Below are 16,056 nucleotides of genomic sequence, written 5' to 3'. Positions count from 1 at the left end.
CAATTAAGCCGCTTTGCTGGCGTCCTTGGATTCCTCAGACCAGCTTTGGCGTGTCATCGTGCCCCATGAATTGTTGTTTTGCAAAAACTGAATGTGTCCCTGCAATCTCCACAGCACGCCGAGTTGATGATACCCCACAAATTTCAGGGCGGAGTAGACAAGCATTTTCACCAGATCGGAGAGCTTGTTGTAGCGTTTGAAAGCAATCTCCTCCAGAATCAACGCCCCTACACTCAGCAGATATCCACTCACGAAATTCAACAATCCAAACAGAACGAGAACAGGCCACTGAGTCATGTCCAGGAGCACATATCCAGTCAAAGCTAGCAACCCCGTAATACGGAAGTACGGATTCAATGCTTCAAAAATAACGTTATATGGCATGGTAATCATACCCATGACCTTATATTTCGGGTTGAACAACATGCCGCGGTTCTCCAACATGTTTTTCAGATTCCCGCGTCCCCAGCGTTTGCGCTGACTGGACAGAATGCGGTACGAATCCGGCGCCTGTGTCCAGCAAACGGCCTCAGGACAGAAGGCGACGCGATATTTCAGTTTATTTTCCAGCATATAGCGGTGAAGCTTGATAATGATGTTCATGTCCTCACCCGGATAACCATCGCGGTATCCGCCTACAGCAATAACTGCATCCTTACGGAACATACCGAATGCACCGGAGACGATGATCAGACCGTTCATATGACTCCAGCCAATTCGTCCGCCGAGGAAAGCTTTCAAATACTCGATGGACTGGAACATCGGCCAAATCTTACGTGGCAAGGACACGTCCTGTACTGCCCCGTTTTCGATTTTGCAACCATTGGCAATGCGGACATCTCCGCCGATCGCCACGGTTTCTTCCGGATTCTCCATATACATGCGTGCCATGCGAATCAGGGCATCCTTCTCCAGAAGTGAATCGGCATCGATGGAAGAGATCAGCGGATAATGGGACAAATTAATCCCTGCGTTGAGGGAATCGGCCTTACCGCCATTCTCCTTGTCGATGACATACAGATCCGGGAAGTCCGGGTTATGATAGATGCCGCGAATCTTCTGACAAGAGATTTTTCCGCGAATCTGCGTATTCGGTACCAGCTTCAAACGGTATTCCTCCAACAGCACCTTTAAGGTGGAATCGCTGGAACCATCATTCACTACAATGACTTCATACGTTGGATAGTTCAGTGTCATCAGGCAGTTTACATTTTCAATAATCGTCAGTTCCTCGTTGTACGCCGGCACCAGCAAGGAAACCGAAGGTACCAGTTCCGAGCCGGATAACGTATTGTACTTGGAGTAGTGTGACCTCCGGAAGATCGTCCAGATATTACGGAATGATAAAGCCAGTATAGAAAAATATAGCGTATTAACGAACACCACATAATAGATGGCGACCATACCGTAGATGAGTAATAAATCTCTAAGCAGTGTAATCCCCTCCTACTGTTGCAACGCCTGTGCGTTTCTTGGTTGTACGGTTTTCGCCGCCGCGAACCGGGCCAAAATAACGTTCGTACAACAGTCTTTGTTTGTTATGCGCAATCATCTGCTCTACCGCCTTATGGTCGGTTACGGAATGCTGCATCGTGCTCTCGATCTGCTGCATGGCAATCTCGCGCTCTGCACCTGTTCCTTGCACCGCTGCCTGGCACAAAGCTTCGAATCCCGGTTCGCCCAGCTTGCTCAGGCTTTCCGCACTATTGTAGCGAACTCTCCAGTCTTCATCACGAAGTGCTTTGCGTAGTAACGGAATGCTGCCTGATGCATGCTTCGAGCCGAGCGCCTGTACAACTTCCGCGCGGACTTCCGGATCGGTGTCCTGAATCAGCTTCAGAATCGTCTCATCCTTGAGCGCCGGACTCGCACTGAGATACAGCTTCACGGCTTCGGCACGTACATCCTGATGCTCTGCTCCAACAAGTCTGTCGAGTGCAGGCATCACTTCTGGCACCGCTTGTCCCCACATCGCTACGAGTCCAACCTTGACAAAATCAGGGTTGCGATCCTCCAACAGTTCGATCAGTAGACGACTCGTATCCAGGTTTGCTTCCAACAAGATATCTGCAGCCAGATGATGAATCGATTTTCCTTTCGTTAAAAGCAGGGCAAGCATGTCTTTCAACTCGCCGTGCCGGGTCGTACATCTTGCAATCGAACGTCCAATCATGATCGCCATCGGACCTGGCTTCTCATCCTTGAGCAGCTCCATCAAACCCGGAACGGCTTCCGGACAGCGCATGCCTCCCAGACGATACGCCGCATCAATCTGACGTCCGTAACGCAGACGGCCCAGCTCTTTCAGATCGTGTTCGGCGAACCCGGCCTCGCGGCACAATTCGATCAGTTTGTCCTGATACTCTCCCTTGAACTGTTCAATCCATTCGATCAGCTTGTCCTGAATAACCCTGCGTTCTAGTGGGGCCAGCTTGCCTGGCGGCAGCTTAAGCGGACTGTTCTCCGTCAATGCGGTCTGCAAATACGTGAAATAGTCCCGTTGTTTCATTTCATACAAAGCGGTTTTGCGTCGTTTGCCGTTGTGGGACATTTTCATGGCAAACAGAACGATGACGCCCACAATCACAAGTGCAATGCAGGCGATCAAAAACCAATAGGCCAAAGCTAAACTCTGGAACATGTGAAAAAGTCCTCCTTTTACAATCGCCTTATGATGTTCTATACTGATTTATTCGATCCGAAAACTAGGCATTTTTTCATAGCTCTGCTTCATCTTTTCATAGCTTAGCTTCATTCTCTCGCTATACTCAACCTGCTCCCAAGGTTTCCAGCTGTAGACGGGTAAAGTTTTTAAATCCAGCGTGGTTTGTTCGCCTCCAGGCCAAGATACCTGTTTCGTGGAACGATTGGTCAGCCAGGGGATCAAAGTAATACCTTCAACCGTAGTTGTAGAAAACTCACGTCCGTTTTTAGGCGGTCCGTACTGGATCGCCTGCAAGGAGCTTGGATCACCGAAGCCAAGTAACATCCACGGAATTCGCATCTCCACCTGATTGCCGTTATATTGCCAGGCTGTTAACGAATCGGTGTCTGCCTGTCCTGGAGCTGTCGTGCCCCGCTTCAACGTGCCGACGTTCTCCGCCATGAATGGATGCGCCGAACGTGTATCCGGCGGGGTCATCTTCAGACTGACAGCCAGTTCCCACGGATGGAACGGATCGGCTGACTTCAATTGCTCATCTGGGATCATGTTATACCCGTCCTTGCCGTACAGACGCTGGTTGAAATCATAGTCCTTCGCAATCTGTACCTGAGACTCGGTATCCTTGCCCAGTGTAATGACTGTTTCCAGGCCATCACTTAGCGTTTTGCCTGGCAGCATGTTGCTTGGCTGACTGCCTCCGGCAAGAGTGTCTGTTCCAATGCGAAGTATGGTCTTATCCGGGTCAAATGGTTGATCCAGCGTTAAGCTCACATACAGGTAAGCTTCATCATGGGTCATTTTCATTTCCCGGATACCACTCACTTGCCCTTGCCAGACCGTGACATCTTCTTTCTTCAGCTTGTCCCAGTCATCCAGCTTGCCATCAATGGTCAGTTGTTCCTGTTTCCCTGGGTCCATGGCGAGCAAACCAAACATCTTCTCATTCGTTAGAACGTTTAGCCAGTACGCCCGGCGATCTGCCGGAATTTCCAGTGGCATCGTATTCCAGGTTTTCTTAAACCACTCATCCTGCCACATAAACAGAATCGCTCCCGCGTACCCTTCATCATAAATATCCTGCGTCAGCGAAGCATCGATGTCTCCCTGCTGTACTTCGTTATGCCCACCCTGATTTCGGCCACCCATGCCCAGATGTGATATCCCCAGCGAGGATGGTACACCATACTCTGTAATCATTACAGGCATATCGGAAAACTCGGCTTTGAGTTTGTTCAGATAGCTTTTGTACGTGTTGTACTCGCCATTTTCTTCCTTGATTGTTTGCAGCGTCTTATCAACGTGGAACAAATCCGGATAATAAGGGTATACGTGGTAGGCAGCAAAATAACCTCCATCCCATGCTTCTGGCACAATATGCCGTGCATCCACACTGACGAGATCCTCTTCATACAACGGCTCTCCCGGATGATCCAGCACATCGGTTGTCACCCAGTTGGTAAACGTCATCGGATGTTCCCACCCATACTTTTTCTCCTGAACCGCCGTATAGTCCAGCAGTTCTGCCAGCCAGTTTTCGAACGGTGAAGCCTCTGCGCTCCCGGAAAAATGAACACCTTTGTACTGCGGCACATCTGCATGCACCTTGTTGGTGTTGTCCACCATCGCCGGGTCCCACTCGGTACCTACATGCCAGGCCATCAAGTATTTCCCTGCATTCGTTCTATATTTGCCGCTGGATTCTCCATTCTTGGCAGGAATGTCGGCATCCCCATACACGGCGGATACGGCCTTTTCTATCTCCTGCTTGAACCTCTGTTCGATATGATCGGCATAGGCATCCCGCTTCTCGATCAATTCCTCCTCAGGTGACCATATGCCTTGTATAAAATATAACGGCTGCTCCCGGCCACGATTATAATCGACCAGTGCGGAGTAAAAAATCGGCTGATGGACGGTATAGACCCGAATTACATTCGCGCCCAAATCCTGAATCTGCTCGAACCAGCGAAGGTAATCCTCCTCGGTGAGCGGAAACTCTCCCGGGTAATGCCCTGGTGATGTCGCCCCCAGGTTCACCCCTTTGACGAACATTTCCTTCCACGTTCCATCCGGCCCATACTGCATGAACCGGTCTCCATCGGTTTTGAATTTCATCTCCGTGCCGTTCTCCGCTGTATACGTAACAAGCTTTGGTTGCATGTAATGCCATCCGGCAAATAAACCACCCGTCAGCACCACTGCTCCTGTCAAAGCTGTCAGTAACCAGCGTCTTCGTCGTTGTCTGCTCATGACTTCTGATTGCTCACCTCTCTAGTATGCATCCTGCTTCCCCATGAGTCAGGTTCATGCGTTTAGAATGAACCCGTACAGGTAACATACGATCATTCCGCTTCGGATGTCCGCTTGGTAGAGATGTCAGCGGTGTAGTTCTCACTATAGCGCTAAGCCTCTGCATTGTAACTAGGCTGATGGAAGCAAACATGGTATGGAACGTTCTGCCCATACACGGCCAGTTGCACCATCAGTCAGCACACCAAGGCAGCTGTTCCGTTTGCGGTCTTTTTACATTCATGATCTGCCGTAAAGCACAGATAGATGCACTGCTGTTCCTGCACAACTTCGCTTGATATTGTTATGTGCAACGCGGATGCAGGCACCTTTCCCCCGAAAAACATATACCCCATTAAACGCGAGTGTTTTTTTAAAGTTGCGCGTTTTTTACAGTATTAACCATAAAGATTACAAAATTGATACTATAGTCCGATAACGCATCAATGAAAATCCGCGTCACATCAAGGTTTTCTGAAAAGTGCTGAAAATGAAAAAAGGACATCAGTCCCCCTATATAGGACTCTGTCCATGAACTACCCTTTTACAAAAATCAAAATGAACTACCAGTCATCACCCGTAGGTCACAGATCTCTCACATTAAATGTAAAAAGCTATATCTTATTTCCTAATTATTGACTCTAATCGGGCAATCGTATAATTGTGTCCAATTTGCAAAATAATTCCGGTTGCCGCATTTGAAATTGTCCTATATGCTTATAAAACAAGAACACTTGTTCCATACTGTAAATAAACTGTAAATAAACAGCTCTCTGCAAGGATCAGACGACAGGAGCAGCATCAAGAATTGCAGATAAGGAGAGGAAACATCATGCCCCGCCAAGACAGACGTGTCATCATGCTGGCAGACTGCCAGTCGTTCTATGCCAGTGTGGAGAAGTCTGCACATCCCGAGTACAAGGATCGCCCCCTCGTTGTAGCAGGCGACCCGGCCAGGCGTTCGGGTATTATTCTGGCAGCGTGTCCTCTCGCCAAGTCCTATGGTATTACAACCGCAGAACGGCTGGGCGAGGCGCTTGCCAAGTGTCCCGATGTTGTCGTTATTCGCCCAAGAATGGCCGAGTACATTCGTGTGTCCCTTCATATTACACGTATCCTTCAGTCCTATACCGATCTGGTCGAGCCCTACAGCATCGACGAGCAATTTCTAGATGTCACCGGAAGCCTGGATCTGTTCGGCAGTCCCGAAACCATTGCACGCAGCATTCAGTCCCGGGTCATGGATGAAACGGGCGTTTACATTCGGATCGGGATCAGCGATACCAAGGTCGTTAGCAAGATGGCCTGTGACCTGTATGCCAAAAAAGTCCCCGGAGGTATCTATACCCTGCCACGGAAAGATATGCCCTCCACAATCTGGGAAAAACCTGTACGCGATATGTTCATGGTTGGTTCACGTATGGCACAGCATCTCTACAAGATGGGCGTTCATACGATTGGTGATCTGGCGAATACACCGCTGTCCCGGCTCAAAGAGCGCTGGGGTGTGAACGGTGAAGTGTTATGGCGTATCGCCCGCGGTATGGATGATTCTCCCGTGAAACCCGGGACATATACCCACCAGCAGCAAGGCATCGGACATCAGATGACACTACCTCGGGATTACGAGACCTGGGAAGAAATCAAAGTTGTGTTGCTGGAGCTGGCAGAGCTGGTCAGCCGGCGTTCCCGGGACAAATCACTCATGGGGCATGTCGTTTCGGTCGGATGTCGCGGACAGGATTACGATCGGCCAACCGGCTGCTCCCGTCAGATGAAGGTGAATGAACCGACCAACATTACGGATGAAGTATATGATGCGGCGGCAGCTCTGTTCCTGCGCCATTGGGACGGACTACCCATAAGGCGCATCCATGTGTCACTCAGTGGACTGGTACCGGATTCAGAAGTACAGCTGTCCTGGTTTGACGACCGTGAACGCAAGAGAGATCTCGAACGAGCCACGGATGATATCAAGCGCAAGTTCGGGGATACCGCCATTATGCGCGCGTCATCCCTCTGCTCGTCTGCACAGGCACAGGAACGTTCTCACAAAATTGGAGGTCACTATAAATGAGTAAAAAATTACAGCAAAACGGACTTTTTGAATCCTCACGCATGATGCTTCCTGAACATCGGGAAGCTTATATTCTTCACCAGGAGCAGCTTGCTCCTCGCACTCGTCCCTCTCTGGATGCTCAGGCCGCAGATGAAATGTCCCGGTTGCTGAGTAACTCTATGGTACTTGGCGACCGCGTTACCATTACCTTGTTCCATGAGCATGACGATGTTTGTTTTACCGGACGTGTGCTTAGACTGGATCGCCCTGCCCGTACCCTCAGATTGCTAACCGATGACGGAAGTCGGGATCTTCAGATGAATCTCATTACAGGTGTGACTCCAGCAGGTGAATGGATGGATGAGTGAGATTGTGAATTTAGTATAGTAAATGAGCATTTCTTCACATGCTTATATTGTGGAAACTCCATGATAGATGCAGCAGCTTTAAATGGTACAGGACTGAATCCCTACGATTATTCTATGATAATAAAAAAGCAGCCGACTAACGATATCCGTACATCCGCCTCGTTCAAAAGAAGCACAATGTTCGAAATCCGATTCATCCACTGCATGCAAGGGTAAGTATAATGTTGGTTTTTCAAGCCTGATTTGCCCGATAATAAAACACTAGCATTTATATAAGTTGAACTTAGAAGAAACTCCAGTCAAACTCTTTGGACAGACGCTCCAACAAGTGAACACCAGCAAGGCTGTTGCCTTTACGATTGAGTGCCGGGCCGACCACACCGATGCCAAATTGTCCCGGAACCAGCGTCAGAATACCACCGGAAACGCCACTTTTGGCAGGCAAACCAACCTCGATGGCGAATTCACCAGAAGCATTGTACATCCCGCAGGTGGTCATAAAGGTTTTGGCGATCTGCACATAACGACGGGGGATAAGTTCTTCGCCTGTAATCGGATCGGTTCCATCGTAAGCAAGAACAAGCGCCATGCGAGCCAGGTCAGCACAGGTCACTTCAATGGAGCAATGGCGGAAATACACCGCAAGCACATCTTCTACCTCATCTTTGATCACACCGTTATGTTTGAGAAAATAGGCGAGGGAGCGGTTCAGGTGACCACTTTCCGATTCGGAGCGAAAAACATCTTCGTTATAACCCAGTCGTTCATTATTTGCTAACTTGCGGAAAAATTCGAGAATACGGCGGGACTTTTCTTCCTTACAGTCACCACCGATAAGAGAGGATACGGTAATCGCACCCGCATTAATGAGGGGATTAAACGGAATGCCTGGTTCAACCAGTTCCAGCTTGATCATGGAATCATAATCATCGCCGGTTGGTTCTTTTCCTACATTAAAGAAGACCGCTTCTTCCCCATGATCCATCAGGGCCAGAATGAGGGTGAAGACTTTGGAGATACTTTGCATCGTAAAAGGAACACCGCAATCTCCGGCAGACACATGGTTTCCTTCCGCGTCCATGATATGTATTCCCAGATCATCCTGCGATGCTTTGACCAGTTCCGGAATATAGGAAGCTACTTTTCCCTGTCCCGTATGCAGTCGGCTGGTCTCCAGCCACTCCGGCAACAGGACATTCAGTCGTTCCATCGTTGAATCACTCATATGTCATCTCCTCCACTTCTATCTATAGAAGTATCTTACACGAGATACTAGCCCTGCAATACAACACAACGCTGTCTCACGCAAGACACCTTATACTCCTTGTTCTATCCTATGCATTACCCTGTGGTACGTGAAGTTACACGAATTTCTGCCGGGAAAACAAAAAAGCTGCTAGAGTAACAGCTTTTATGGGGACTTTGTTCTATTCTCTGAATCAGGTCGTTCGCGGATCACGACGGGGACTATTCCTTCATTTTTCCAAATTCCATGAATCATATTTCAGTCTTGTTTCCTCGCTGGTTCACAAAATCTTCTGCTCTTTCAGCCATAAGCTCCGAATCAATATTGCTGATGCCAATTCTGGCAAGTTTGTGCACAACCTGACTCGCGGATTGTACATTTTCAATAATGATTTTAACGGCTTCATCAGCATCATCGACAACGCGAATATAACGTTTAAATTCCTCTTCTGTCATATTTTTTGTACCGACAAAAAGTGGATAAAGCAAACCCATCACTGGCATGTGCAGCCTTCCATCCGGGGTTTCTGAATTTGTCCAGAACTGGCTGTCAAGAAACAGCATTGAAGTAATTGGAGCCTTATTATACGCGTCATTCTCACGGTAGTAGACTTGAGCAGCGTCCTGGAATACTTCCTGGATTGTGCCTCCCCGCCCCTCCGAAAAAATGATACCGCATGAAGCCAGTGTAAGAAGCACATCCTCCCGTATACTGTTGAGAAAGTATTTCGCAACGTGGGTAGCAAACGGAGTAAACGGCTCGTGGCCATAATGCCAGGTCGGCAGTGCCAAACTGCAATTGAGTGGGCTGAGTTGATCCTTGAGTTCATTTGCTATTTCCCATGCGGGAAGCATCCATTTATGGAGCTTACTTAACAATTCTTCATTAAAGGTCTGCCCATCTTTACCAATAATATTGCTCATGTTTTGCGGGAATTCAGCGAATGCTTCCTTCTCCAAACGATTCATTGCAGATTCAAGGCAGTCTGCAGACCGTCCAGCGTGAAGAGCACCAAGATGTGTTGCTTCCATACAACCAGGTCCGCCACCGCTAACGACAATAAAACCAGACTCTGATAGCTTCTGGGCAATTCGTGCTACTTTACGATAGGTTTCGCTTCCCCGTTTCTCGCGATGTCCTCCCATAATGGCAACAGGACGACGGCCTGCCTGTAACTCCGTTGCCAGAAATCCGTTCATTTCGCGAACAACGGATGTATCATGCACAGCCTCCATCATCGCAGCATACGGATCTGAGACGGTTGTACCTCCTTGTTGATGAAAATATGTAAAACACCGAAAATCTGGCGTGACTAATAGACTCCGAGCATCATCCGCATGAAAACCCTTAAGCAACTCAAATGGAGTATAAAGCTTATTATGAATAGGGTTAAACGGAGGATGCGTAATCCATTCCAATGATTTTATCATATGCTCTCCTTGTACATGTAATTTAGGGCTGCTCTATCTTATATAGATTGCACAGAAAAAAGCCGCTTTATAAGCGGCTGCAGCATGTAAATGAGAATATATACTTTATCTCTGAAAAGGTTAAGAATAGCCATTGATCATTCAAAGCACTTGTTTTACCATGACTTTCATGTGTATCTAACGTCTTTATCTGTTAGGACTCAGATTCAACTCCAGAATCTCCCCAGGCAGTCCATCATAGTCCCCCACCCAAGTCGATTCAAAGTTCTGTCTCAGCAAAATCTGACGAGATGCCGCATTCGAAGGATCGATAACGGCATATAAAACCTCAATGCCTGCGGCCTGAGCCTGAATAATCAAGCGGGATGCAATGGCTGTACCCTGACCTTTGCCCCAATGCTCCGGCAGAATCATATACCCCATCTCTGCCCGGCTTGGATTATCTTCATCCAAAATCAATTTGGCGTAGGCCACACCTGCATCATCATGCGTGGTCACAAGGTAGTGCCCACATATCGAACGAAGGTTATAATCTAGCATAGAATCGAATTGTGTTCTCGCTTCCGCCTCCGGAATCGCACGCTCGGTAATCTGCTTCATGACGTCCTCATTGGAAACGAGTGCATAATAATGTTCAAAGTCCGGTTCTGTGTATTTCACGAAGTTCATGAATATGCCTCCCTTAGGATAGATCATTTAAATGTAATCGTGCTGCGCCAAGAATCGTCATACCACGTCATCGAAGTACAGTTTGTCTTCGATTCACCTAGAGTATAACAGAAGCAAAGGTCGCAATGCACATCTAGGGACGTACGTCAGCCTCGTTACGTAACTACTACAGTTGAAAGCAAGGGATTTGGGCATTTGTGAGCTTTTTCAAAAGCAAAAAACGGCCTCATCTGAGACCGCTTGCCATTCATCTGTCCACGGGATAAACGACAACCTAACTTGCTCGCGAAGACGGGTTAAGCTGCATCTGTTTGTCATGGGAAGCTTGTGCCCGCAGGCTTGTACCTGGAGGTGTGATGATCAGTGCCATCAGAAGTGATACCGCGCAGAGTACAGCGATAACAATAAAGGTCAGATGGAATCCACCCAGCAGCGCGCTGATGAATGATCCCGCCAGAGCACCCAATCCAAACCCTTGGTAGATGACGCCATAGTTTTTGCTTTGATTTTTCAAACCGAAGTAATCGGCCACAATTGCTGGGAACACAGTAATGTTACCGCCGAAGCAGAAGGCAATGGCTGCTACACAAGCGAAGAAGATTCCAAAGTTCAGCGGCACCAGACTCAGCGTCATGACCGCTACGGCTGTAACCAGGAGCGCTCCGGCGATGACCTTCATCCGTCCCACTTTATCCGACAAAGCCCCCAGAATAATACGGCCCGCCGTGTTACAAATCGCAACCATCGCAACCGCATTCGCAGCCGTTGCTACATGAAGACCTACAAGCTGCACGCCAATATCTTTAACAATGCCGATCAGATAGAGACCGCTCATACAAGCCGTGAAGAAAATACCGAAGAGCATATATGCTTCTTTCGTGCGAAGCATTTCTTTAACGGTATACTCATGACGAACTTCTGCTGTCTTCACACCCGAACCCTCTTTGATACTTGCTGGAGATTGCTCCCGAACCACCGCTTCCCGGATCAGGAATGATCCTGCAACAACCAGTACAAGAACGATAATCCCCCAGTACATAAAGGCTTGCGCTGGACCAACCGCACCAATCAGGGCGGAGTTCACATATTTGAACAACAGACTGCCCGTACCGAAGGCACCCACCGAGATACCCGAGATTAGTCCTTTACGTTCAGGGAACCACTTGATCAGGTTGGACAAAGATGTGATATATGCCGTACCGTCCGCAAACCCGACCACAAATCCAGCCAGCAGATACAGCAGCGTTAACGAGCTAACCTGGGAACTCAGGATAAGTCCCACCCCGAGCACAATTCCGGCTACACGGATCAGACGCTGGAGACCCCAGCGTTCCTGCAATCGTCCTGCAAACAACGTAGCGATGGCCAAAGCAAAACTCGTAATCGAAAAAGTTATCGCGACCGAGCTGACGTCCCATCCGAAACGATCAGACAGCGGTTGATTAAATAAACTCCAGGTGTAGATGGTGCCAAGCCCCATTTGTACAATAATCGTACCTAGTACAATAAGCCAGCGGTTCATTTTTATCGATGATGTCGTTGTTGAATTAGATGCTGATGAAGCGGATGAAATAGCTGCTTTCATCGTAATCTCCCCTTTGCGATGTCTGTAACAGGTTGAACATTCTCTTGTACCGTTCAAAGGTAAGGTACTTGAATGCGTTCACAAGACCATCATACATGAAAGGGGATTCATCGAGCCGTTCTGAGCATGAGTTGCATCAGATGCGGAATGAAATGCCGTTATATGCGCATGAGCTGCCTGAATTCTTTGACCTTGCCACGACTGACCGGAACTTCAGCTTCCAGATCACGCAGACGGAGCAGATACGTATTGTTAAACCAAGGCACAATCTCACGAATTTGAGAAAGGTTCACGAGATAGGAACGATGGCAGCGGAAAAAAGTATCCTGCGGCAAGCGGCTGTGAAAATCCGATATGCTGACCGGCATCGTGAACTCCCCGTTTTTGGTATACACTTTGGTCACTTTCTCCTGAGCCTCTGCATAATAGATGTCCGCCGAATCCGTCACAATGATGTTGTCGTTGCGTAACAGATTGATCCGTGTTCCCGTCAGATGATCCGCCGGATGTGATGGAGAACTAGAAGATACCACTCGCTGCTCCATTCCTTGCTGGGTCTGCGGTATGCCAGAACGAACCTGAGCTTGTCTTTTGTCATTCTCTTGTTCCACTCCAAGTCCATGTGCTGATTCATACCCTTGTATACGTCGATATGCCTGATCTTCCCCTTGTAGTTCGCCAAGCATGCTCTCACTTTGCTCCTGATCCCGCTTGAAGGTCAGCTCCAGCTTGTGCAACATGGTTGCGATCCGTTTCTCGTCATAGGGCTTCAAAATATAATCAAATGCTTCCAGCTCAAAAGCTTCAGCCGCATGCTCCTTATATGCTGTCGTAAATACGATGTAAGGTTTACGTGCAAACTTGCCAATATGTTGCGCCAGCATCATGCCATCCAGTGAAGGAATGTTAATATCGAGAAAAAGCACATCCACTTCCTGCTCCTGTAAAAACTTGAGTACATCCAGACCATCTTCGAGACAATCCACGACCTCAATTTGGCTATGCTCCCGAATCAGATAACTCAGTTCCTCACTTGCCGGAATTTCATCTTCTACAATCAATGCTCTCATCCTTCTTTTGTCTATCGCCCGCAACATTCCTTCATCTAATGCTTTCATCGCTCCATCATCATCTTGTTATGACATCTCCTTTGGGTACATCAAATAAAATCTCGGTCCCTTGCTCCAGCCTTGTAATCGTTAGTCCTTGTCCGTATATCAGTTTCACGCGCCGATGCACGTTATACAGTCCAATCTGGTTGCCCGGCATGCGGTCATGATAGACCTTTTCAATAATATCGTGGCTGATGCCTGCTCCTGTATCACTCACGCTAATACGCACGAAATCAGGGTGATCCTGTACCCGAATCCGCACGGTTCCGGGACCTTTGACCTTCAGAATGCCATGAATAATCGCGTTTTCCACCAGTGGCTGAATGACCAGGCTTGGAATATGCACTGCCACTTCATCAATCCCATAGATAACCGTGAGTCTGCTGCCAAAGCGCGCTTTTTCAATCTCGACATAGTTGCGGACTTGCTCCAGTTCCTTATGAATATCAATTAACTCGTCCGACAGCTCCAGATTGTAGCGCATGTAACCCGAGAGGTTGACGATCAGTTCCCGCGCGCGATCCGGCTTGGTGCGTATAGACGAAGCGATGGCATTTAACGCATTGAACAGAAAGTGAGGATGAATCGTCGTCTGTAGTGCACGCAGTTCCGCTTTGTTCGCCGCAGCTTTAATCTCCTCTACCCGAGACACCTCCATCTGGGTGGAGATAATCTGGGAGAGTCCTACAGCCATCGTTTGTAATGGATACGTGATTTTATAGGCTTTGCGATAATAGATTTTGAGTGCACCCGTCACATCGCCCCGTTCTTTGAGCGGTATAATCAGCAGCGAGTGAATATCCGGGGTTTTCTCATCCGTTACATCATTACTTATCGTAATTTCCCCGCTGGATATCGTCTTCTTTGTCATTTCACTAATAATTTCATTGCCAATATGATAGCGTTCTTCACCAAAACCAACATAAGCCAAAACATTCCGGGTATCCGTAATCGCTACCGCGTCGGCCTGGATATCCTCTTGAATGATTTTGCATATTTTACGGAGCGACTCCTCGTCAATCGAGCGGAAGTAAGGCAGTGTTTTATTGGCAATCTCCAAAGCCAGCTTGGCCTGACGACCTGCAATTAATTCCTTTTCCCCCTCCACACTCTGTACCAAAAGTATGATCAGACCAATGTTCACCTCACCCAGAATCATCGGCAATGCAATTTTCGAAACAATATCTGCTCCCAGAGGATCAGGATACGAGTAAAGAAGAATCAGCAGCATCGTGAGCGCTTCAATAATCATGCCTGCTCCAATGCCGATGATCCAGCGTTTGGATTTGGGAGTGTATTTGTGAATGTAACCTGATACCAAACCCGCCAGAATACTTGTAATGAGGCATGGAATGGCAGTAATACCATCCATATCAATCAGATACCGATGCAACCCCGAGACCATACCCGTAATAATACCAACAGGTGCCCCAAATAATATGCCACCCGACAGAACCGCAATAATCCGCACATTGACGAGTGATCCTTCAACGTTAATTCCTGTATATGTACCAAAGATGGCAAACGCACAGAATAGCACGGTCAAAGCCGTGTACTCCTGCCATCTTAACTTGCCCTTTTGCAGAATCTGCCTGAACCGCGGCACCCGCGACAGAAAAAACAGAAATATAATCAGCAGCGCCGCCCGCTCAAACAACCCCAGCAACATCGTAAACATTTCCAACCCGTTTTCCTCCACATCTATCTAAAAAAATAACAATAACAGCGTCAGATCACCTTCATCCATCCTGCGATGCGACATCATATCTACCCCACTCGTATGCAACAGTTTACCCTTCCCCTTGGAGGAAAGCAAAGGATATCCTGTGAAAACTAAAAAAGGATGTCTCATCAAGTCACACAGGAGGACTAATGCCTCTTCTGACATAACCATTTTCTCTTAAAAGTTATATTCAATAAACTCTTAGCTCTGATAATAAATATGGTATAATCAGGAAACTGATTGCATTACATGAAGATACTCATACTACCCAATTTCTCCACAGAAAGGTGCTCAGTACATGCTTGCAATTCATTGTTCAACTAGGTCTGGGTCAGCGAATGGATGAAGCAAAATTTCTTCTGATGAAATATAACTCGGTATATCCAGCATGACTAACTATTGACTTTTGCTGCCATACGGAAGACAAGTCTTGTCGTCGGGATTATATATCTTCCTAATGTAGTCGTATCTATGAAGTTCTCCATTATACCTTCCTTGCCTTCGATAAATGCTGAATGACCAATCTCGGAAAGTTTCCTCTTCTGCATCACCAAACTACAACCAAGCTACTCGGTTAAGGTAATCCGTGCCACTTCTTTCCTCCTCAACGTAGCGCTCCAAATTCTAACGATCTCAGATGAGCTTATTTGAGCGAAATAGAGCCTTTTGGAATTGTAACGATCACCAGAGAGCCTATTTCAGCAAGAACAGAAGAAACAAGCCTATTTTAGCACCAAACAACTCAAATAAGCTTCCCTGAGATCGTTAGAAAATAAAAAGGCGTGATACACCCTAAATAGCGTCTCTGGTGATCGTTAGAAAAAAACTTCCCCGAGCGGTTCCGATTGAATGGACCTATGTCAAGAAAGTAGACACTTACGCGACGGATTTGTCCGTAAATTTCATTGCA

At 47.6% G+C, this 16,056-nt stretch carries 11 protein-coding genes; 2 read left to right on the top strand and 9 right to left on the bottom strand.

Annotated elements, in window-relative coordinates:
* Positions 1-3 precede the first annotated feature (3 nt).
* Genes ACUTVW_RS19825 through ACUTVW_RS19815 form a run of 3 tightly spaced genes read right to left on the bottom strand, consistent with a single transcriptional unit; the run spans position 4 to position 4,915 of the window.
* A complete protein-coding gene (locus ACUTVW_RS19825; RefSeq protein ID WP_445647365.1) occupies positions 4-1,404 on the bottom strand; it encodes a glycosyltransferase family 2 protein in 1,401 nt (466 codons plus the stop codon).
* Positions 1,405-1,426: 22 nt separating this feature from the next.
* A complete protein-coding gene (locus tag ACUTVW_RS19820) occupies positions 1,427-2,641 on the bottom strand; it encodes a HEAT repeat domain-containing protein (RefSeq protein ID WP_445647364.1) in 1,215 nt (404 codons plus the stop codon).
* Positions 2,642-2,689: 48 nt separating this feature from the next.
* Complete coding sequence (locus ACUTVW_RS19815; protein WP_445647363.1) at positions 2,690-4,915, bottom strand: hypothetical protein; 2,226 nt, start codon at positions 4,913-4,915, stop codon at positions 2,690-2,692.
* A gap of 871 nt (positions 4,916-5,786) precedes the next feature.
* Between ACUTVW_RS19815 and ACUTVW_RS19810 the strand changes: the two genes are divergently transcribed.
* Entirely contained in the window at positions 5,787-7,031 is a 1,245-nt protein-coding gene (locus tag ACUTVW_RS19810) for a DNA polymerase IV (protein ID WP_445647362.1), read from the top strand.
* Positions 7,028-7,381, top strand: a complete 354-nt coding sequence (locus ACUTVW_RS19805) for a YolD-like family protein (RefSeq protein WP_434750377.1) — start codon at positions 7,028-7,030, stop codon at positions 7,379-7,381. Before ACUTVW_RS19810 ends, ACUTVW_RS19805 begins: the two co-directional genes overlap by 4 nt.
* A gap of 283 nt (positions 7,382-7,664) precedes the next feature.
* On the opposite strand, the gene glsA is transcribed toward ACUTVW_RS19805, so the two are convergent.
* The 6 genes from glsA to ACUTVW_RS19775 all read right to left on the bottom strand — a co-directional run bounded on the left by glsA (position 7,665) and on the right by ACUTVW_RS19775 (position 15,092).
* The gene (gene glsA / locus ACUTVW_RS19800) at positions 7,665-8,606 is read right to left on the bottom strand and encodes a glutaminase A (protein WP_445647361.1); all 942 of its coding nucleotides are present in this window, start codon (positions 8,604-8,606) and stop codon (positions 7,665-7,667) included.
* Positions 8,607-8,878: 272 nt separating this feature from the next.
* On the bottom strand, positions 8,879-10,057 hold the full coding sequence (locus tag ACUTVW_RS19795) for an LOG family protein (protein ID WP_445647360.1): 1,179 nt from the start codon (positions 10,055-10,057) through the stop codon (positions 8,879-8,881).
* 186 nt (positions 10,058-10,243) lie between these two features.
* Positions 10,244-10,726, bottom strand: a complete 483-nt coding sequence (locus ACUTVW_RS19790; RefSeq protein WP_445647359.1) for a GNAT family N-acetyltransferase — start codon at positions 10,724-10,726, stop codon at positions 10,244-10,246.
* 274 nt (positions 10,727-11,000) lie between these two features.
* Positions 11,001-12,248 carry an L-lactate MFS transporter gene (locus ACUTVW_RS19785; RefSeq protein WP_445647489.1) on the bottom strand — a complete coding sequence of 416 codons (1,248 nt, stop codon included), beginning with the start codon at positions 12,246-12,248 and terminating at the stop codon, positions 11,001-11,003.
* Between the two features lie 221 nt (positions 12,249-12,469).
* Positions 12,470-13,381: a LytR/AlgR family response regulator transcription factor gene (locus tag ACUTVW_RS19780; protein ID WP_445647488.1), complete on the bottom strand. Its 912-nt coding sequence runs from the start codon at positions 13,379-13,381 to the stop codon at positions 12,470-12,472.
* Positions 13,382-13,439: 58 nt separating this feature from the next.
* Positions 13,440-15,092 (bottom strand): LytS/YhcK type 5TM receptor domain-containing protein, encoded by a 1,653-nt coding sequence (locus ACUTVW_RS19775; RefSeq protein ID WP_445647487.1) that lies wholly within the window; start codon positions 15,090-15,092, stop codon positions 13,440-13,442.
* Between the last annotated feature and the right edge of the window lie 964 nt (positions 15,093-16,056).

The sequence above is a fragment of the Paenibacillus sp. TSA_86.1 genome, assembly GCF_052691815.1.
Note: the sequence above shows the minus strand (reverse complement) of the source record. Positions and strands in the feature narration are given on the sequence as shown.